Source organism: Clostridium sp. AF34-13, from assembly GCF_003477845.1.
Classification (GTDB): Bacteria; Bacillota; Clostridia; order Lachnospirales; family Lachnospiraceae; genus Butyribacter; species Butyribacter intestini.
The window spans coordinates 62,864-84,176 of record NZ_QUEB01000010.1 but is presented as its reverse complement, the minus strand read 5'-3'; the positions used below and the strand labels follow the sequence as shown (position 1 = coordinate 84,176).

Sequence of the window (21,313 nt, the reverse complement as noted above, 5' to 3'; positions counted from 1 at the left end):
ATACAACCATGATTGGAGGGACATCAGTGTGAAAAATCCGATTTTTTACACACAAGATTTGTGTCTGTGCACACTTGGCACAAACTTGATATGCAAAAAATGTGTGCAGAAATGAGGGTTATTATGAAATCTATCAAGACTAAAATTATTGCAGCAGTTATATTCTGCTCACTCCTTTCAACTGTTATATGCGGTGGAATAAGCATTGTAAATTCTTCTAAAACATCTGTTGAAGATTCAAAGAGACAGATGGAGATTGCCTGCATTACCCAGACAGATAAATTAAATAAAACCATGCAGAATGTTGAAAATTCCGTAAACATGGTTTACAGCATGGCAAAAGCCAAAATTGACAACACTGCGATATTTTGCAGCAGTGCACGCTATGTAAATGAATACACAAAGAAAATGCTTCCTATACTTATGGAGTCTGCCGAGGACACCCCCGGTGCCCTTTCTGCTTATATCAGATACAATCCCGAATTTACCGAGCCTACAAGCGGATTATTTCTCACCAGAGATGACGAAAAAAGCAGCTTTAACAGTGTAACTCCTACAGATTTTTCTATGTATGACCAAGACGATACTGAACATGTAGGCTGGTATTATATCCCTGTCAAAAACAAAAAAGCAACATGGATGTCTCCTTACATGAATTCCAACATAAATGTTTACATGATATCATATGTTGTACCTATCTATGTTGACGGAAAATCTATTGGTATTGTAGGTATGGATATTAATTTCAATACATTTACTGATACCGTAGATTCATCTAAAATATTTAAAACAGGATATTCTTTTCTTACAGACAGCGACGGAAATATAACATACCACAACAAAATTGATGTGGGCACTAATCTTCAAAAGACAGACAATGGTACAAATCTGCTTGTAAGTGCTCTAAAAGATCCAAAAAAAGAACAGACATTGATTTCATACTCATATAAAAACACATCAAAGGTAATGTATTATAAAACTTTACAAAATGGTATGAAGTACATTCTTACCGCTCCAAAAAGCGAGTTAAATGCCCAATCTGCTGCTCTATCAAAACAGATTGCAGGCGGAGCCGTTACCGCTATGATTATTACTGTTATCATAGGATTTATCATAGGCACGGCAATCACAAAACCTATCAAACAAATCGACGGCATAGTACAGGATACCGCTGACTTTAATTTCAAGAGCAATCCCGCATCTCAAAAGCTTTATAAACACAAAGATGAAGCAGGACATATGGCACTATCCATTCACGAAATGCGTAAAAATCTTCGCAATATGATATCAACCATAAAGCAGGTACAATCAGATATAAAAAGTACCTCTGACCAGCTCACTGAAATAACCGACAAAATACATACAATGAGCAATTCTAACAATGATACAACACGCGAGATTGCTGCCGCAATGCAGGAAAGTGCTGCTACCATGGAGACTGTAAATGAAACTGTCGGCGAGATAAGACAGCACGCTGCAGACATTGAACAACACTCAGTCAACGGAAAAGAAACAGCACAGACAATAAAGAAAAGAGCTCATGGTCTTGAACAAAAAACAAAACTTGCAACAGATAAAACCGTTGATATATATGAAAATGTCAGACAGAAGATGGACAAGGCTATGATACAGGCTAAATCAGTTGAAAAGATAAACCAGTTTACCCAGACTATCCTTGAAATCTCAGAACAAACGAACCTGCTTGCCCTCAATGCTTCGATTGAAGCTGCAAGAGCCGGTGAAGCCGGAAAGGGATTTGCCGTTGTCGCAAATGAAATTGGTAATCTTGCAGCTCAGACAACTGCAACAGTCAGCAACATCGAAACTATCATCAGTGAAGTAAACACCGCCGTATCTGACCTTACACAATGTTTACAGGAAAGTACTGATTTTCTTAACGGAACAGTTTTAAATGATTACAAAGACTTTACCACTGTTGCCAAACAGTACAATAGCGATGCCTCTGTTTTTGACGACAGCATGACAGCCATAAACGACCAGATAGATATACTTTTAAATTCCATTGTCAATATTGCCGATTCGGTAAATACGGTAAATATAACAGTATCAGAAACGGCGGAGGGCATTAATGATATTGCCGAAAAAACATCAGAACTCTCCACAGTAGTTGACGACAATGAATCACTTGTAAATACTAACAAAGAAAATACCGATAAATTAGACAGCGTATTATCTATGTTCAAACATTGATATTTAACACATTCTTTTAATGGAGGTTGGTATTAAATGGGTAAAATATACACTATACTAATATACTTAATGATAATTCCAATATTGGTCTGTATAAAAAACATTAAAAAATTTCACAACGACATTTCATCTTCCATTACAAGATGTCTTGTCTTTGCAATATTTACCATCCTGGGAAATGGCTTATTTACACTGAATATAAACGAAACCATATCGTATCTTGCAATGGCATTATATCTTTTTGCATATGATCTAATGCTTATTTACATACTACAATACTCACAGCAATATACTAATGTTTTCAGTGAAGTCAGACCTTTTAGATCCGGATGCTTTATTCTTGCTTTTGCAGATGGTATATCTTTGTTTTTAAATGCTTTTTTTCATCATGTCTTTACATTAAAACTTACAACTTATGGCAATCTTTTAATCTATCGCATTGATAAAAGATATGCTGCATATTATCTGCATTATATCTTTGCTTATTTTATTGTGCTGATGTTTATCGCAGCACTGATAGTTAAGATTGCCGAAATACCACATTTCTACCGCAAGAAGTACTACCCTATCATATTGGTCATGAGTGTCATCATAATATTAAACCTTATATACACAATATCAGGTTTTCCTATAGACTTGTCACTCCCGTTTTTTCTATTAGCAGCATTTCTTATATGTTATTTTACATTTTACCATACACCAAATGAGCTGATAGACAAAACGCTTTCTATAGTAGTCACTGAAATTAACAACTCCGTAATCTGTTTTGACATTGACAGCAAATGTGTTTACGCAAACGACAGTGCACGCAGACTCTTTAATTTAGATTCAGATGACGGTTCAACCGAAAATATAAGCAAATATGCACAAAAACTGATTGAAGAAAACATAATAGACAACAAAGATTATTTCACCTGGAGTGAAAAAAGAATGTTAGGTGACGAGGAACATCATTTCGATGTCGAATTCAGAAAACTCCATGATTCACACAAAAATTATATTGGTTTCTTTATCAGCCTTATAGATGTAACCGAAAAGTATATAGCATACAACAAAGAGCGTTACCTTGCAACTCATGACAGACTTACCGGAATATACAACAGCTCATATTTCAGCGAGAAAGTATCAGAACTTCTCAAGCGTGATCCTGATACTCCCCGCCTTATTCTTTGTTCAAACATCAAAGATTTTAAGCTGGTAAATGACTTATTCGGACTTGAAAAGGGTAATGAAGTCTTAAAAATGCTTGCAGAGCTTCTTAAAACAACTTGCAGCAATGGCACTCTTTACGGAAGAACAGGCGGTGATAAATTTGCAATATGTATCCCTAAAGACCGTTTTAAAGAGGAAGATTTGCTCAATGCAATACACACACTGAGCAAATCTTTTAACAACACGCTTTATCACCTGCACATATATGTCGGTGTATATGAAATAACAGATTGTAACGAAGATGTCTCTATTATGTGTGACAAAGCAAATATCGCCATAAAAACACTTCACGAAACATATGATAAATGTATTGCTTATTACAACGACAGTATATTTAACGACACTCTGCTTGAAAAACGCCTTGTAGGAGAATTTGATACTGCGCTTGCTGAAAAACAATTCTGTATGTACCTGCAGCCGCAGATGACACCTGAAGGACAAATGCTTGGTGCCGAAGCTCTTGTACGCTGGCAGCATCCGAACAGAGGACTTATATTCCCAGGAGATTTTATTAATGTCTTTGAACGAACGGGACTTATATACCGCCTCGACAAATATGTCTGGGAACTCGCCGTACAAAAACTTTCAGAATGGCAGAAACATGGAAAAAATGAACTTTATATTTCAATAAATATTTCTGCAAAAGATTTTTATTACATGGATGTTTACAAAACCATAACAACACTTGTTGAAAAATATGGCATCATACCTAAAACACTTAAACTTGAAATTACTGAAACCGCCATAATGACCGGTATATCAGGTGAACTTGAAATCCTTGAACAATTCAGAAACTATGGTTTCCAAGTCGAAATTGATGATTTTGGAAGCGGTTATTCATCTTTAAATACCTTAAAAGATATGGATGTCGATGTACTTAAAATAGACATGGGATTTTTAAGAACAACAAAACCTGACAGAATAAAACGAAGTATGTCAATACTAAACAACATTATAGACCTTTCAAAAACACTTGGTCTTTCAGTTATTACAGAAGGTGTGGAAACTAAAGAACAGGTCACGGCACTTACCAAAATGGGCTGTCGCATTTATCAGGGATATTATTTTTCAAAACCTATTCCTATTGAAGATTTTGAAAATACCTATTTAAAGTAAAAAAGTCTGGACTATTACTCATATGATTTTTTACTCAAAAAGAAAGAGTCAGTAAATCTGCTGACTCTTTCTTTATTGTAACTATACTTCCTACATTCCGGTAAACTTACTCATAATCCTTTACATTTGAGCTGTCTACCTTTTCAAATGGCACCCATACATATTTCTTATCCTTTGTAACTCCCTTAAATCCTGATAAATCTCCGCCATTCGCAAGATCTATGGCAGCCTTTACAGCCATTTCTCCCTGACCGGTAGCGGACTGATATACCGTAAATGCCATATCACCTGACTCAATAGCCTTACAGCCATCAGATGTTGCATCAATTCCTAAAATCTTTATATCGCTAATCCCCTCATCCTTGCACGCCTGTATAATACCTGTCGCCATTGTGTCATTGTTGCAGGCAACAGCATCACATTTCTGACCTGTTTTCAAAAACAGCTTAAACATATCTTCAGCCTTGACATTATCCCATTCTGCCGTGTCCTCAAACACAAAGTTTACTGTTTTTCCCGATGCCCTCAAAGCATTTTTCAAAGCCTCTGTTCTCGGTTTTGTTGCCGCATGGGAAAGTGCACCTTTAAATATTGCCACATTTATTTCATCTGATGACTTAAATTCATTAAGTATATATTCAGCCTGATATTTTCCTGCGTCTTCTTCATTTGAACCCACATAAACATATTTTCCTGCATCAAGCTTGTCGTCCTCAGGACAAGTATTGAAAAATACAATAGGAATATCCCCCGCAAGTGCTTCAACCTCAAACGCCGTATCTATATCAACAAGACCACATATTATCGCGTCATACTTCTCAGATACAGCCTTCTTTATGTCACTTACCTGAGTTTCAATGGAATTCTTTTCATCCACAACTTCAACCTGTGCACCACTTTTTTCTGCTAATTCTTTAGCCTTCTGTGCAAATGCTCCTCTAAAATCATCTGCCTGTGATACAGATATAAAAATCTTCATTCCATCTGCATTTATATCACCGCTTTTTGAATCGTTTTTACATCCGCTCAAGCAACATATCATTAATGAAATACATATAGCCAAACTTACAATCTTCTTCATGAGTTATACCTCCTTTACCTATATCCGAAATTGTTGAACCTGATTTTCAAGCTGTACTGCAGACATGGCAAGATTTTCTGCCTCATCTTCAACCGCTTCACTATTCTTTGAAATGTTCTTAGCCTGCTGAAGCATTGATTCTGAAGTTGCAAGTATTTCGTCTGAACTTGCCGCCTGTTCTTCTGAGATTGCCGCAACATTTGTTGCAACCTCATCTACCTCATTTATCTTGCCTGCCATTTCGCTTATCAATGCACCGGTATCCTGTATATTTTTAAATATAACATCAAATGTATCAACTGCCGTATGTATAAGACCTGCACTGCCTGATATATCCTGTGCACTGCCTGATGCCTGTCTTACCGCATCTCCAACAAGATTATTAATCTCTGTTATAAGTGCCGTAATATTTGCAACCGATTCTGTACTATTATTTGCCAGCTTTCCTATCTCAGATGCAACAACCGCAAAGCCTTTTCCTGCTTCGCCTGCTCGTGCCGCTTCTATAGAGGCATTTAGCGATAACAGATTTGTCTCATCCGCAATCTCACCAATAAGATTAATAATCTGCACAATTTCACCTGATGCATTTCCAACCTTATTTACAGCAGCTTCAAGATTATGTATCGACTCCTCTATACTCTCAAGAGCACTGCTTACACGCTCCATATCCTGTCTGCCTTTTTCAGATATTGCTACAGTTTCATTCATCTTTTGTTTAACCAAGCTACTGTCCTCTTTTGTATCAGATGCAACTCCTGCAAGCTGTGTTGCATTTTCCGCAATCTCATTTACAGAGAGAGAAAGCTGGTCAACCGTTGTGTTCAGCTCACCCATGGATTGTGACTGTATTGATGCCGCCGAATTCATCTCACTTGAAACTTCTTTGCTGGAATCCGCCTGTTCTTTAAGTTTTCCGGAAATGCTTCCCATTTCTTTTATCATCTGTTTCATATTTTCTATAAATTTCTTTACACTGTATCCCATAACAGCAATCTCATCATTGCCCTTTACATCCATTGTTACAGTGAAATCTCCTGATGACATCTGAGTAATAATCTTTGTCATCTTCTTTACCGGCTTGATAACAATGTGTGTCACACGCTCAATAAGCACGCATAACAGAAGTATGCACACAACGCTTATAACTATCATTACCATACGAAGATGAGCAATATCTGACATTATAACACTCCTTGGTATATAAGAAATAAGCAGCCAGTCCGTTCCGTCAACCTCTTTAAAAACAGTCATATTTCCGTCAAGCGTTGTAGAATCATATTTTTTTGCCGTCACCTTCTTGGCAAGTTGTTTATAATAGTCACTCTGTTTTCCATCACCAATTTTCTGTGATATAAGCTCACTGTCTCTGTTAGCTATTATTACCCCGGTATTCTTGTCAACAAGTACCGCTTCTGCGTGTTTCATCTCTATAAATGAATTAACGATAATCGCAACACGGTCAAGTGTCATATCGGCAGAAATAACACTCACATTTCCAGATCCATCATTTATCATAGCCGATGCACTGATAACATTTTCTCCCTTAGAATTTTTGTATGCTGAACCCACCTTAGGATTAACCCTTGTAAGTCCTTCTTTGTACCACACGCTTCCTGTTACATCACTCTCAGACTTATCCGACTCAGAAGCCTTCATCAGCTTCCCGTTTGAATCAGCTATATATATTCCACCCGGATAATTCTCATCAAATCCATAATAACCATCAAGAATATTCTGCATTTCCTCATTATCAGGTTTCAACTGTTCAATAGTCTTCTTTGCCGACTTAATACCTGCAATATTTTTATTAAGCCATGACTCAATTTCATTTGCCTGATTATCTACCGAAGATTCCAAAAGATTCTCTGAATAATTTCCAATTATCCCTGATGACATCTCATAGGCAACAAGTACCAGCACAACTACAATCGCAACCATAACCGGAATTATTATCCCAAGTAGTTTTGCCTTAATTGACATATTTCTTTTTTTCTTCATAACAATCCTCCATTCCTTTATAAATGTACTCTCGGTATGTTCTTAACAAAAAATTCCGAGAGTACATCACATAATCTTCAATCAAATCAATCAAATTTGACAAAATATATTTAATTTATACCAATTATAACATTTTTTACATAATATTTATATCTGTTTTTTAACACTTTTTACATAATATTTATATCTGTTTTTTAACGCTTTTTACATAATATTTATATCTGTTTTTTAACGCTTTTTAATAAAACACACACACTTGTTCCTGTATTCCAAATATCCCGCTGCAATTCATTACTGCGTTTTGAATATTGAAAATTTTTCTGCTATATTTAACTGAAAATCATTGATACATTGCGGGCATTTTCTATACATATAAAAATCCCAGACCTGAACAGTCCGGGATTTTTAATCTATTTAATATTTCAAACTCAAATACTTACTTTAAATATCATAAAGCCTTTTTGACAGCCGCCATAAGCTCATCATATGTATCAAATGCTTCAAGGTCAGGATTTTCTGCCTTAATGCTGTCAGGACTCTTGAAAAGAAATCCTGCTTTACTTGCACGAATCATACCGAGGTCATTGTGACTGTCACCGCTTGCGATAGTCTCATAACCGATAGACTGAAGTGCCTTAACTGTTGTAAGTTTCGACTGCTCACAACGCATCTTAAATCCTGTAATCTCTCCGTCATCCGCAACCTCAAGTGAATTACAGAAAATTGTAGGCCAGCCGAGTTTCTTCATAAGCGGGCTTGCAAACTGTGTAAATGTATCACTGATGATGATAACCTGTGTGATAGAACGAAGCTCATCCAAAAACTCTTTTGCTCCAGGTATAGGATCAATCTTTGCAATAGTGTTCTGAATTTCTTTAAGACCAAGACCATGCTCTTTTAAAATCCCGAGTCTGTAGTTCATGAGCTTGTCATAATCAGGCTCGTCTCTTGTTGTTCTCTTAAGCTCCGGAATCCCAGTCTCCTCAGCAAATGCTATCCAGATTTCCGGTACAAGAACTCCCTCTAAGTCTAAACATACAATATTCATCTCAACCATCCTCTTTTCTCTTTATATCTGTTCTTTAAGTAACTGGACCGGCGGGATTCGAACCCGCGGGATGCAGGAGTCAAAGTCCTGTGCCTTACCGCTTGGCGACGGCCCATCATATATGCCATTTACATTTGTTATGCAAACCACAGTTTATCATAAACTATATAAAAAGTCTCCGCAAATTATTCTTAAATATTGCAACTCTCCTATATAGTAAAAAATCCTTGTAAACTACAAGGAAATCAAAGGTGGATAGAGGGATTCGAACCCTCGGCCTCCAGAGCCACAATCTGGCGCGCTAACCAACTGCGCTATACCCACCATATAAAATTAAAACGTGCCAGGAGGGATTCGAACCCCCGACCCACGGCTTAGAAGGCCGTTGCTCTATCCAACTGAGCTACTGACACATGCAAAGCGGGTGATGGGAATCGAACCCACGTATCCAGCTTGGAAGGCTGGTGTTCTACCATTGAACTACACCCGCACATTTGGAAACAAATGTGTTTCCCGCTTTATTTATTTAATGCGTCACCAGTCGGGGTGACAGGATTCGAACCTGCGACCCCCTGATCCCAAATCAGGTACTCTAGCCAAACTGAGCCACACCCCGAGTTGTTTGCTTTCTCGCTTTCGCCTTACTCGCTAACCGCTTTCCCGTGACGCAAGATATATATTACATTATGTTGCACTGTTTGTCAACAACTTTTTTCAAATTTTTTAATTTTTTTTTGTAACAGTTCACCTATAAAAAGATAATTGGCAATACAATGAGCTTGTTCATTGTATTTTCAAATGCTGAACTGTTACTTTATTCACCTAAGAATTCGGGGAGGCACTTCTGCCTCCCCGCTTTATCCATTATCTGATAATCCTTAATTTACTCTGACTTGTTCCTGCACTATTTGTTGCAAAAGCTCTCAGATGTGTCCTGTACGGATACCTTCTAATCTTAAATATATAGCGGTATCTGTGCATTCTCTTAGAATAACCGCTGTTTTTTCTTCTTGTATATCTGTGTTTTCCGATTCTTAATACTACTCTCGGACACTTTTCTCTTGTAAGCACGATTATCTTTGTGGTTCTCGTCGTAAGTCTTCCATATATATTTGGCGTACTTGGTTTTCCAAGCACAACTTTCCACTTACGCATCGCCTTTATTGATTTGCCATGCCCTGTCCTTATCGTGGCATAAATTCCTGTTCCTACAGCAACACGCTTTTTCAGCTTAAATTTAAACTTGCCACTTGAACCTGTCTTTCTGACATATACTATACCATCCACAAACACATATACCGTAGTTTTACCTTTTGCCCATCTTCCTGTCACATAAGAACTCTTATTTGTCACCTTGCCTATATGAAGATTAGTATTTCTGTGCTTCTTGTAAACATCATATGCTGAGCTTACGGTTTTACTCTTAGATACACCTGTCCTTACTTTGCCTTTTACCTTGTCCTGTGCATATATCGTGATAGTCTCCTTAGCGTGCAGCCTCGGTGATGTTATTCTGTAATAACCATCCGCATCCGCTTTTGCTTTATAGCTTTTTTTGCCACGCTTCAATATAACTGTACACTTTCCACTATCCGGCACTTTTCCGAATACATATCGGTCAGAACTTGAAACCGTGTAGATAGTCGGTTTATTCGGTGCACTCTTTGAAACCTTTTTATTTCTGACATGGCTCACTCTGCTAAGTTTATCAACCGAATATACAGATACATTTGTTCCTGAATACTGATTAGGAATAGCTATCGTATAGTCTCCATTGCTTTTTATGACAACATTAACTTTCTTTATCTTAAGTTTCTTATCGTAACCGTTACACTTCTTATAATAAGAAGAACCTATTGCCTTTGAAACATACACATTTTTGCCAATAACCGCATAAACCTTGACATTGCTGTCATTTGTATTTCCTTTTATCTCATAACCGTTATTTTTAACAGATGTAATCTTAGGGCTGTTTGGTCCATTTCTCTTGACGGTAACACTCGTGCTCTTGCTCTTGTCACCACTCTTATCGGAAACATATACCGTAATCTTTTTCCCTGCATTTTGAACCGGTATCTTAACAGTAAACTTTCCTTTGACATTTACTGATGCCTTATAAACTTTAGAACCAATCTTAACATTTACCGTAAGGTTTGGATACGCAGTACCTGTAACCTCATCATCAATATTTGTAACTGTTCCTACTACCGGTGCTATAAGTGAAGTCGGATAAATATTGGTAATCGCAACTTTCTCAATTACTGATTTTCCGTTTCCACTCTCAACATAAACTGAATAGACACCGTTTTCTGACACACTGAAAGTATCTGAATCCATTGTTATAGCACCACCACTTGCCGGTGTCAGATTCCATACCTCAGAGTCCTTATCATAGTCCCCTTTAACATACTTTTTGACGGTTATTCCTGATTTTGCATTTGCCACAACTCTTACCGGAACACTGCTCTTTGTATCTGACTTGCTTGTCTCCGATACGACAACTGACGGTATCATATCATCCTGTTTATTTTGTACACCTGTATTACAATTATAATAATTGAAATAACCTATTGTATCATAAACACCTTTACACCAGTTCTTTGCAAGCAGCAGACTCTCACCTGACTTTCCACTTTCCATAAGGAATTTATAATTGTCCGGAAGATTAAGCTGCCAGTTCTGTGAAATATTTAATTTAAGATCACTTATCTGTGCCTTTTCCTTCATGTACTCCTCTATAACATCCTGAAGATTGTCATGTGAACTCTGAAGTATATTGTCATTTACGCCTGCATTTGCATCACACTGCATATGTGGTGTAATCTTGTCCGTCACAAGCACGATATTCTGGTCATCACTTATAGGATTGCCATTGTAGGTCATCGAAGTAATCCTGTTTGTGTCATTTAAATAACTTCCGTTCACATCATATCTCGGTGCAACACTTGGATCAATCGTATATTCTATACCGCTGCACTGAAAAAACTCACTCCAGTCGCCAAGATAAGGTTCCTGTACCAACGAATTTCCACCGGTTTTATTTATATAATCTGACAATATGATATTGTTCCACTTAGTATCCTTTGAAGTTCCCGTAGTCTGATATATAGATGCTGCCCACTCCAGCCATTCTTTAAGCTGTTTTCCGGTCATTGAATATATATATACATACCTGTGGTAGTTCGCAATAGTATCAAGATTACCCTCCATCAGTTTGCCTGAAATATCAGCATAATCTCCTCCACTTTCTCCACCATACTTCGTGTATCTCGCCAACGAGACTATTGGCCAGTTTCCGTACTTTGATTTATTGGCTTCAACAAACCGTGCCGCATAGTCAAGCTGTGCCTCGTGAACCGTCTGGATTATCTCATTGCTCTCAAGCAATGCTGAATAATTATTCCATCTGTCTCCGTTTGCAATAGTTCCTATCTCCGTATTACAATATGTCTTAAGAACACTATCCCATTTTGACATAGTCCCGGTAATAGCTTCATCACAAGAAGTGTCTTTCTTTGTTTTTCTTATCTCATACTTAGAGTCACCGACTACTATCTTTCCTGTCTCATCTCTCTTGAGATTTAAATCAACAACTCCGATGCCACGACAACTGTCCTGAACCATGATAAGTCTTTTTCCATTTACAAGACCTGTCTTAAGGTCAACATTTGGCAGCGAGTAATGTGCATCACTTGAAGATCCGGTTGGAAAATCTATATGTTCATGTCCTGCAAGCACTAAATCTATATCACTTACCGTTGTGAGCATATAAGCCATATCCCCGGCTTTTTTCTTCGGATTGTCTGTTCCAAAACCGGAATGAGCCAGTGCAATTACTATATCTGCCCCTTTTTTCTTAAGTGCATCCGCCTGCTTCTTGGCATTCTCAAGGATATCTTCCGTCACGAGTTTTCCTTTATATTTCTCTGTCTTGCTCGAAAGCGATGGTACCGTTTCACCCAATATACCAACTTTTACAGTCATTACCTGACCTTCATCATTAGTAATGTTTTTTTCGATTATCTTATTCTCAACACCAAATATACTCTTATTATCCGCAGCACTATAAACATTTGATAACACACAGGATTGTTCAAGACCTGATGTTTCAAGCTGATTTACCAGATAATCATATCCATAATCAAAGTCATGGTTTCCAAGTGTGATAGCATCATAACCTATCATTGTCATAGCATTATAAACCGGCTGCAATGCCTCAGGCTCATGATTATATATGTAATCTGTAGTAAAATCATACACACTGTCACCAAGGTCAAATGTGAGATAATTTCCTGTTCCAACCTCATTTCTCGCCTTTTTAACAAGCGTATATGCCTTATTAAGACCTCTGTTCACTTCTTTCGCCGACTGATAATCATAATTGACCACCTGACCATGAATGTCTGTAGTAAATATAACTCTCATATCCGCATCCATAGCTGCAGCAGATGCATTGTTTGTCGGCTCCGGACTGCTTGTCAGAACTATATCAGCAGCCTTTGCTTTCTTTGTCATTCCCGATATACTGTTACTTAAAGCTGTAACATTCATTGATGTTATTGAAATTGCAAAACTTAAAAATAAGCTTATTTGTTTTCTCAACCTCATAAATTACCTCTTTCTTATCCTGTTTTCACCCTATTTTTCTATATTACCGCAAATTTGTGTTAATAATGTGTTACCATATATTCTCGGATTGGCCCAAACTTCCGGCAGTCACACCATTATTAAACCTAAATTCGCAGCGTCCGGTATAACAACTACGGGCGCTGCGAATATTTTAACAATATTAATATCCTTTACTCTTAAGATAGATATAAGTACGCTCACTGTTCTTATCATCTATATACTCAAAGTAATGATTGTGATTTTTCTCATCATCCGGCAAAAGTGCAAAATCTTTATTTATGCAGTCTTCTATATTATCTATAAGCTCTTCTTTCTCATATGCGTGTCGTCCAAACAACTCATTTTCCATATCAATATAGCTTCCATGAGCATTATTATAATGGTCAAGGTCGAACTGATAGAAAATTACCGGTTTCTTCTGATAATAAACATCCCAGCATACACTTGAATAATCTGTTATAAGTAAATGACATTTTTTCATAATCTCATTTAATGGCTCCTGTCCAAATGGAACCAATGTTATTCTCTCACCCGTTTTTTTGAAGTTCTTAAGGTATCCTGCAAACTTTGGATGAATGTAGAATATCATCCTTGCATCATTCTTCTCCAATATAGCGTCAAGTCGCTCGCTCTGAAGAAGACTTGAATAATTCTTGTAATATTCACTCTTCAAGAAATCTTCATCACTTACCTCCTCAAGCCATGAACGCCATGTCGGCATAAGAAGTATAAGTTTATCATCTTTTGTCGAAGTATCCTCAAGAACATCCCATCTTGTAAATCCCGTAATAGGCGATTTTGCCTCGGAATAATCAAGATATTTTACTACTATATCCTGCTCAAACTGTGAAGTTGTCGCAAAATAAGTCATAGGACTGCTTCCCTTTCTTCCAAACAGTGGTCCGACCTGTTTAAGAGCCGTAACTCCATGCTGGAGAAAGAATATAGGTCGTTTGTCAATCTTTGACCTGATAAGGCTCGTCTTGCATCTCCATGCGTAAAGATGCGTTCTGGAGTCCGATGCAACATACAATACGGCGGCAAGTACATATAAAACATGTTTCAGGCTCATAAACTGTATTATATGGTCATCATATTCTTTAATCTTCTCATAATCAGGAGCTTTCTTATCTATTACATAATAAATATTTTTCTTCTCCTCATCCGAGAGATTTTCCATACAATATTTAAAGAAATAATATCCGTTGTCCTGTGCCATCGAACAGAATTTCTCATATACAAGCCATATCTTCTTTCTCTTTAATAAAGGCTTAAACAATACATATATTCCGCTCGCAACTATCTCTTTAACTTTCGTCGAATACGCATCATATTCTGAATCCTGACGATAGAGGAATGCAAGACAGCCTCCCTTTGTATAATAAGGGAATGTCATATGCCCCTCGCCTGCTGAATACTGTCTGTTTGTAATATAAAATTTATCTTTCCAGTAATTATTTACAAATCTTGCCCTTATCTCATTTTCAAAGCCATGTTTGTCAGCAAGTATTCTTAAATCCCAATAAAGCTCTCTTAAGTTCATCTCATCAAAATTGATGTATGCGGTAATGAAATAATGAACATCATTTTCCCTTATATCGTATTTGACCGGAATATCATAAGTAAGTGCACTTCTGTATCTTAGCACAACATCCTTAATCTTAAGACCGTCCTGCTTCCTCATCTTCATATATACGATACAGGTGTTTTTGCTGGACTTAATCTTTTTAATCTTCGCCTGTGTGTACTCATCAACAATCTTCTCCGGTCTGCGGAGCGTGATTGAAATCGTTCTGTCTCCGTTTCTTGAATATGGAATAACAGCCACTTTTCCCTCTTCATAGAAGCGTATGCTGTCCGGATCTCCGACTTTTTCTATTATGCACGGAGCAAGATATGCATCCGGCTTATCATACTTTTCTGCCCCTGCATCTGCTTTTTTAGCAATTTCAGGACAATAGAATGTTCCGATAAATTTTTCTTCGGACTCCATATCCACAAATTCGGCTGCAAGCTGGTATCTTCCGACCGGCGACATTTTTTCATTCCATTTTTTGAAATCTTCGTGGATAACTCCGCTCTTTCTCTCTTCGTCTGAAAGTTCTCTCATACACAAGATAGAATAATCTTTCTCAAGAAGCATAAAGCTGAGTGGTACAAAACGCTCTTTATTTCTTACGGTTAATGTAATCCCATTTTCACCGCTTTCTATATCTGACTCAACCGGTATTCTCTCAGTATTTCTTGTACCACAACCCTCCGCTGCAATATAAAACTCTCTGAGATACGGTGTCTGAACCTTTAAGTTAGGGAAAGTTCTCTTAAGTTCTCTCTCCTGCAGTCTTGCAATGACAGATTTAACACCAAGCTTATACAAAAACTCTTCCCAGTAGGTTCTCGGTGTTGTATTTGTGATTATGACATAATCAAAGTCATAATTGTAATCATCATACAGTATGCAACTAACCTTTTTTCTAAACCACTTCTTCTCAAACTGTACAATATCGTTATCCTTTGAAAACTGTTTGATAACTTCAAAGTCACCTTTTGTCGATGCTTTCTGAGGATGTATGATTCTTCTGGGTTTCTGTCTATTTTCTGAATAATCCTCAACTATCATACCTTCTTCCTTGCCGTATAATACAAGGTCGAGCATTTTAGCAGGTGCATCGAGCGAATCATATTTGATGAACTTCTCGCAATAATCTCCATCATCATAGCTTGCACCGAGTATCTTTTCAGATACAAGCCATTCCTTTAAATCTTCGAGTTCATAAAGTTTTACAAAAGGAAGTTCTTTTATATCAAAATAAGTTCCTCTGTCTGACATATATTTATCATAGTCATACATATAGAGGATAATAGGCTTTCTCGTAACTGAAAAATCAAAGAATACACTCGAATAATCCGTTATAAGTGCATCAACACTATTTAAAAATTCGTATTTATCGACCTCAGCCGGAAAGCTCTTAATATGTTTATAATCTCCAAGCTGTATGCTGTTTTTAAGTATCGGATGGAAGTTTACATATAAAACCTGATTATCCTTGAGGTTTTTATCAAGGTACTGCATCATCTTCGTTACTTCTCTGCCGTAAGCATTCTGATTTACTGAATGATTGCTCGTACCGCGCCATGTAGGCATATATGCATATATGACCTTGTCCTCAAGACCAAGCTGCTTTCTAACCTCTTCCGCCTTTTCCTTATCCATAAAGATACTGTTTCTCGGATAACCGCTGAGTGCAACTTTTCCCGTATATAAAGGATTGAGATTGTAATCCTCCATAATCGCATTTTTGGTGAACTCATTTGGATGCATAAGATAAGTAGCCTGCAAGAAGTTATGCTGAACATTATACATTGACTCGATACCCTTACGCATCTGCTTTCCAAGAGTCTTTAACGGTGTTCCGTGCCAGGTCTGAAGATAAACCTGCTCATCCTTTTTTATAAAATACACCGGAAACGAACTGTTATTAATAAGATATTTTGCTGTTGCAAGTACCTTTAAATATTTATAAGAAGTAATACTTACAAGCTTAACCGGAATGTTATTTGCTTCAATAAATTTCTTGTGCGTCTCATAGTCCTGTGGATTTGTACTATAATAAATCTCATATTTGTCCGCATCTTCCCTCGATAAAAGTTCCTTTAAAATATAAAACGGAGAATCTGAGATTGTCGAACCATGAAACGACTCAAACAATATCCTGTTCTCCACAACAGGACAGTGCTTATAATAGCTGCCATAAAAAAACTTCATTTTTGGTGCTCTTTTCAGTATTCTTCTGGCATTGTTTTTCAACACATGGTAACCGCTTACCATTTTTGCCCTCGCCTTATTTATAAACATCTTAAAAATCCTTTCTAAACACTTGTAAGGGACTGTCGTCACCAACAGTCCCACCTTTTAATTCAGGCGGATATTCGCAATCCGCTCTGCTGTCTGCTCATAACACTATTAGCTGCTAGTGTTAAAATATTTAGGTTTATCAGTCCTCTTTTTTCTGACCATTAATACCTAAATCTTTTTTTATCTTTGATGTAGAAATTCCCTCTGTTCGTGGCAGATACACAACCTCACAATAATCTTTAAGGAAGTCAAACTTGCCTTCCCAGTCATGTCCCATAACAAACACATCTATATCATTATCTACAACATCTGAAATTTTCTGTTCCCATGTATTTTCAGGAATAACTTTATCGACATATCTTATCGCTTCAAGAATCTGCTTTCTATCCTCATATGAGTAATATGCCTTCTTATTCTTTATGGCATTGAACTCATCTGTTGAAAGTACAACTATAAGATAATCACCAAGTTCTTTCGCTCTTCTTAATATGTTTATATGCCCTACATGAAGCAGGTCAAATGTTCCGTAAGTTATTACTTTTTTCATCTTTACCCTCCAGTATGATACAGTTGTAAAACATCCATATTTTTTTATACTATACTATTTTCTTTAACTCGTCAATGAATTTTTCCATCTCAGCCATCGTTCCTATTGATATACGAAGATAGTTTCTTATGCGTTCACCCGAAAAATGTCTTACAAAAATATGTTTTTCACGAAGTTTATCAAAAATCACTTCCGCATCCACCGTACTGTGTTTTGCAAAGATAAAGTTTGTCTTTGAGTCACCAAAAGTAAAACCGAGTGCCTTAAGCTCTCTTTTAGTCCACTCCCTTGTCTCGATTATCTGATTTTTGGTTGCCTGGAAATAATCCTCATCCTCAATAGCCGCAACACCTAAAGCAACTGAAAGTCTTGTCATTGGATAACTGTTATATGAAAATCTCACATCATTCATGGCCTTGATAAGTTCAGGATTGCCCATGGCATAGCCTATTCTCATACCTGCCATTGAACGGGATTTTGAAAAAGTCTGAACAATAAGCACATTATCGTACTCTTTTGTCAAATATAAGGCAGACTCTCCGCAAAAATCAACATAAGCTTCATCTATTATAACAACAACATCACGATTATGTTCTATAACATCTCTCAGGAAACTCTCATTCTGCACGATACCTGTTGGTGCATTTGGATTTGCGATAACAACTCCGCCGTTTTCCTTATAATAATCTGCTGCCACAAGATTGAAATCATCATCTAAAGCCGGTCTTTCAAACGGAATATTAAAAAGTGTTGCCCACACATCATAAAATGAATATGTTATATCCGGGAAAAGTATCGGTTTTTTGCTGTTAAAAAATGTCATAAACGCTATCGCAAGCACATCATCAGAACCCACACCGACAAACACCTGGTCCGCTCCAACCTCATATCTTTTTGCTATCGCATTTACGAGAAGTGACGAATCAGGATCCGGATAAAGCCTGAGTGTATCAAGTGCGAAATTTGTCAGCACATCCCTTGCCTTCGGTGATGGTGGATATGGATTTTCGTTAGTGTTTAACTTTATCATATCACTAAGCTGTGGCTGCTCTCCCGGTACATATGGGTCTATAGTTCTTAAATTATCTTTCCAACTGCTCATGGTAATCCTCCGTCTGATTTACTGTCTTATCGGCTTTTCGCCGTTTTTATATAAAATTTTATTTAAATTTTTATTTTTCAGCCGCTCATTCTGTTTTATACGATTTCTTGTTTATATTTTTACTTTTAAACCATTTATTTTTTAATGAAAAATTTAGCTGTGTTTTTATTTTTTCAGCGGCTTGTTTATTTCAATCCATAACTCTGTGCCAGCTTCTCAAATGCCGCAAACGACCTTTCTATCATCGCCTTTTCCACACAGTAAGCAATCCTTACATATCCCGGACACATAAATGAACTTCCCGGAACTATCAAAAGATTAAACTCTTTTGCCTTTGTCGCAAATGCCACATCATCAGGCTCTGCCGTTTTCATCCAGAGATAGAAAGCACCCTGTGGCTTTACACACTCAAAGCCAAGTGATGTAAGTTTATCATACAAAAGTGTACGATTTGTGTCGTAAATTGAAATATCAGTGCTCGCATCAAGGCATTTCTTTATAACAAGCTGCTGAAGTGACGGTGCATTTACAAATCCTAAAATCCTGTTTGCAACATTTGCCGCCGCAATAAGATTTTCAAAATCGTCTGCTTCATCAGGAATAACAAGATAACCGATACGCTCTCCCGGAAGTGACAATGACTTACTGTATGAATACCCAACAATAGCATTATCATAATATTTTGTAAGATATGGAACTTCGACCCCATCGTATGCAAGCTCTCTGTAAGGCTCGTCAGCTATAAGATAAATCGCCGTTCCGTATTCTTTCTGCTTATCCTCAAGGACTTTTGCAAGCTCCTTTATCGTCTTCTCCGAATATACAACTCCCGTAGGATTATTTGGATTGTTTATGATAACCGCCTTTGTCTTAGGTGTTATCTTTTCCGCAAATTCTTTTATATTTGGCTGAAATGATGGTGGATTAGGAGAAACCGCAACTATCTTTCCATCAAAGTTTGCCACATAATTATTGTACTCTCCAAAATACGGTGCAAATGCGATAACCTCATCCTCCGGGTCTATTATAGACTTAAGAATAACATTAAGACCTCCTGCCGCACCTACCGTCATCAAAATATTTTTCTGGGAAAAATGTGTGTCAAACCTTTTATTAAGTGACTGTGCTATAGCTTCTCTTACATCCTCAAAACCAGAATTATTCATATATCCATGTAAACGGTTTGGATCCTCGTTAGATGCAATATCAATAATTGCTTCATTCACTTCTTTAGGTGGAAGTGTGCTCGGATTACCCAAACTGAAATCATATACATTTTCTGCTCCATATTTTGCTGCCATTTTCTTTCCTTCCTCAAACATGGCACGGATTACAGAACTTCCTTCAACATATTTAACCATCTTTTTTGCTATCATTTCAAACCTCATTTCTATACTTAACTGCATTTAGTCCAATGTAAAATCCACTCATAAATTCATAGGCTGAAAACTAATGTGTTTGCGAGTGAACAATAACACACTTCCCTCTAAGTATAGCACTCTTATATGGCATATGCTAGATTTTTTTGTAATAGATTTTGCTGTTTGGTAACAGTTCAGCCATAAAAAGATAATTGGCAATACAATGAGCTTGTTCATTGTATTGTTAAGTACCTTTTTATGGTAGAATAGCCTTTCATTTCTGAAATGAGTAAACATAAGCTGCAAAGCAGCGACTGACAGCTCGCTGGCAGGTTTATGAATGTAAGAAATGCAAGGCTGAACTGTTACGCTGTTTGACGATACCCAAAATACAAGAATAGACACAGCGAAAATAATTCTCATAATATGCATATTGCAAATCATTTTTACATATGCTATAATGTCGTTAGACAAAAGGAAGTTATGTTCCATAGCGAACACAAAACAAAACCCCCGATGCTGCTACATCGGGGGTTTTTATTCCTATTTTTTGCGTGGAAGGCTTAATACCACAGGCTAGTTACCAATTATTTGTCACCATCTAACCATTTGATAATGTAATGACAAATCACACCACCCATGACAGTAACAAATATGGAAGTTATGCGCTCCATAGCAAACACCTCCTTTCCTTGCCGGTATAGGAGATGGCAACGAATTTGTTCTATCATATAAATTTACAAATTACTACAAAATAAAATCAGTATTTTTTCAAAAAAAGTGCTTGCATTTGCATAAACATTCTGATATAATCTGATTGTTGTCGAGTTCGAGTTGAAAAAAGACAATATATGCGCTTCTAGCTCAGTTGGCAGAGCACCTGACTCTTAATCAGGGTGTCCAGGGTTCGAACCCCTGGAGGCGCATTGCAACATATTCTATTTCTTAGGTTCCACGAAAGTGGAATCTTTTTTATTGTATAGGAAAATGCTCGTAAAGCAGTGGGGCACCAGGAGCAAAAAACATCATAAAATAACACCACATAAAAACTATCCCACTATTATTATGTCATATCAAAAAAACGCCACAACGGGCGTTTTTCAATTTAACTTTATTTTCAAAATATGATGCAGGGTGCAAAAAACATTT

Annotated in this window: 10 protein-coding genes and 6 tRNA genes; 3 read left to right on the top strand and 13 right to left on the bottom strand. The window is 37.1% G+C overall.

Going from position 1 to position 21,313, the window contains the following annotated elements; all coding sequences use genetic code 11:
- The first annotated feature begins 123 nt into the window (after positions 1-123).
- Positions 124-2,211, top strand: a complete 2,088-nt coding sequence (locus DWZ63_RS09790) for a methyl-accepting chemotaxis protein (protein WP_055946381.1) — start codon at positions 124-126, stop codon at positions 2,209-2,211.
- Positions 2,212-2,574: 363 nt separating this feature from the next.
- Positions 2,575-4,539: an EAL domain-containing protein gene (locus DWZ63_RS09785; RefSeq protein ID WP_172794188.1), complete on the top strand. Its 1,965-nt coding sequence runs from the start codon at positions 2,575-2,577 to the stop codon at positions 4,537-4,539.
- A 106-nt stretch (positions 4,540-4,645) separates the two neighbouring features.
- Here DWZ63_RS09785 and DWZ63_RS09780 read toward each other — a convergent pair whose 3' ends face one another.
- The 13 genes from DWZ63_RS09780 to DWZ63_RS09720 form a co-directional block, all read right to left on the bottom strand.
- On the bottom strand, positions 4,646-5,620 hold the full coding sequence (locus DWZ63_RS09780; protein WP_055946374.1) for a sugar ABC transporter substrate-binding protein: 975 nt from the start codon (positions 5,618-5,620) through the stop codon (positions 4,646-4,648).
- A gap of 18 nt (positions 5,621-5,638) precedes the next feature.
- On the bottom strand, positions 5,639-7,621 hold the full coding sequence (locus DWZ63_RS09775; protein ID WP_118499721.1) for a methyl-accepting chemotaxis protein: 1,983 nt from the start codon (positions 7,619-7,621) through the stop codon (positions 5,639-5,641).
- A 448-nt stretch (positions 7,622-8,069) separates the two neighbouring features.
- The gene (gene thrH, locus DWZ63_RS09770; protein WP_022013899.1) at positions 8,070-8,669 is read right to left on the bottom strand and encodes a bifunctional phosphoserine phosphatase/homoserine phosphotransferase ThrH; all 600 of its coding nucleotides are present in this window, start codon (positions 8,667-8,669) and stop codon (positions 8,070-8,072) included.
- 42 nt (positions 8,670-8,711) lie between these two features.
- Positions 8,712-8,784, bottom strand: a tRNA-Gln gene (locus tag DWZ63_RS09765).
- Positions 8,785-8,919: 135 nt separating this feature from the next.
- Positions 8,920-8,993 (bottom strand) — tRNA-His (locus tag DWZ63_RS09760).
- A gap of 15 nt (positions 8,994-9,008) precedes the next feature.
- Positions 9,009-9,082 (bottom strand) — tRNA-Arg (locus DWZ63_RS09755).
- Between the two features lie 6 nt (positions 9,083-9,088).
- A tRNA-Gly gene (locus DWZ63_RS09750) sits at positions 9,089-9,159 on the bottom strand.
- Positions 9,160-9,210: 51 nt separating this feature from the next.
- A tRNA-Pro gene (locus DWZ63_RS09745) sits at positions 9,211-9,285 on the bottom strand.
- 248 nt (positions 9,286-9,533) lie between these two features.
- Positions 9,534-13,277 (bottom strand): Ig-like domain-containing protein, encoded by a 3,744-nt coding sequence (locus tag DWZ63_RS09740; RefSeq protein ID WP_118499720.1) that lies wholly within the window; start codon positions 13,275-13,277, stop codon positions 9,534-9,536.
- A gap of 181 nt (positions 13,278-13,458) precedes the next feature.
- Positions 13,459-17,154 carry a CDP-glycerol glycerophosphotransferase family protein gene (locus DWZ63_RS09735; protein WP_243020569.1) on the bottom strand — a complete coding sequence of 1,232 codons (3,696 nt, stop codon included), beginning with the start codon at positions 17,152-17,154 and terminating at the stop codon, positions 13,459-13,461.
- A gap of 139 nt (positions 17,155-17,293) precedes the next feature.
- On the bottom strand, positions 17,294-17,701 hold the full coding sequence (gene tagD, locus DWZ63_RS09730; RefSeq protein WP_022013563.1) for a glycerol-3-phosphate cytidylyltransferase: 408 nt from the start codon (positions 17,699-17,701) through the stop codon (positions 17,294-17,296).
- A 49-nt stretch (positions 17,702-17,750) separates the two neighbouring features.
- The gene (gene hisC, locus DWZ63_RS09725; RefSeq protein WP_118499719.1) at positions 17,751-18,803 is read right to left on the bottom strand and encodes a histidinol-phosphate transaminase; all 1,053 of its coding nucleotides are present in this window, start codon (positions 18,801-18,803) and stop codon (positions 17,751-17,753) included.
- A 185-nt stretch (positions 18,804-18,988) separates the two neighbouring features.
- Entirely contained in the window at positions 18,989-20,179 is a 1,191-nt protein-coding gene (locus DWZ63_RS09720; protein ID WP_055946361.1) for a pyridoxal phosphate-dependent aminotransferase, read from the bottom strand.
- An 838-nt stretch (positions 20,180-21,017) separates the two neighbouring features.
- Between DWZ63_RS09720 and DWZ63_RS09710 the strand changes: the two genes are divergently transcribed.
- Positions 21,018-21,090, top strand: a tRNA-Lys gene (locus DWZ63_RS09710).
- The last annotated feature ends 223 nt before the right edge of the window (positions 21,091-21,313 follow it).

Excerpts from the sequence above, each read along its gene's own strand:
- DWZ63_RS09740 (WP_118499720.1), bottom strand. The coding sequence starts at position 13,277 with ATGAGGTTGAGAAAACAAATAAGCTTATTTTTAAGTTTTGCAATTTCA.
- DWZ63_RS09775 (WP_118499721.1), bottom strand. The coding sequence starts at position 7,621 with ATGAAGAAAAAAAGAAATATGTCAATTAAGGCAAAACTACTTGGGATA.
- DWZ63_RS09790 (WP_055946381.1), top strand. The coding sequence starts at position 124 with ATGAAATCTATCAAGACTAAAATTATTGCAGCAGTTATATTCTGCTCA.
- thrH (WP_022013899.1), bottom strand. The coding sequence starts at position 8,669 with ATGAATATTGTATGTTTAGACTTAGAGGGAGTTCTTGTACCGGAAATC.
- DWZ63_RS09720 (WP_055946361.1), bottom strand. The coding sequence starts at position 20,179 with ATGATAGCAAAAAAGATGGTTAAATATGTTGAAGGAAGTTCTGTAATC.
- DWZ63_RS09780 (WP_055946374.1), bottom strand. The coding sequence starts at position 5,620 with ATGAAGAAGATTGTAAGTTTGGCTATATGTATTTCATTAATGATATGT.
- DWZ63_RS09735 (WP_243020569.1), bottom strand. The coding sequence starts at position 17,154 with ATGTTTATAAATAAGGCGAGGGCAAAAATGGTAAGCGGTTACCATGTG.
- tagD (WP_022013563.1), bottom strand. The coding sequence starts at position 17,701 with ATGAAAAAAGTAATAACTTACGGAACATTTGACCTGCTTCATGTAGGG.
- hisC (WP_118499719.1), bottom strand. The coding sequence starts at position 18,803 with ATGAGCAGTTGGAAAGATAATTTAAGAACTATAGACCCATATGTACCG.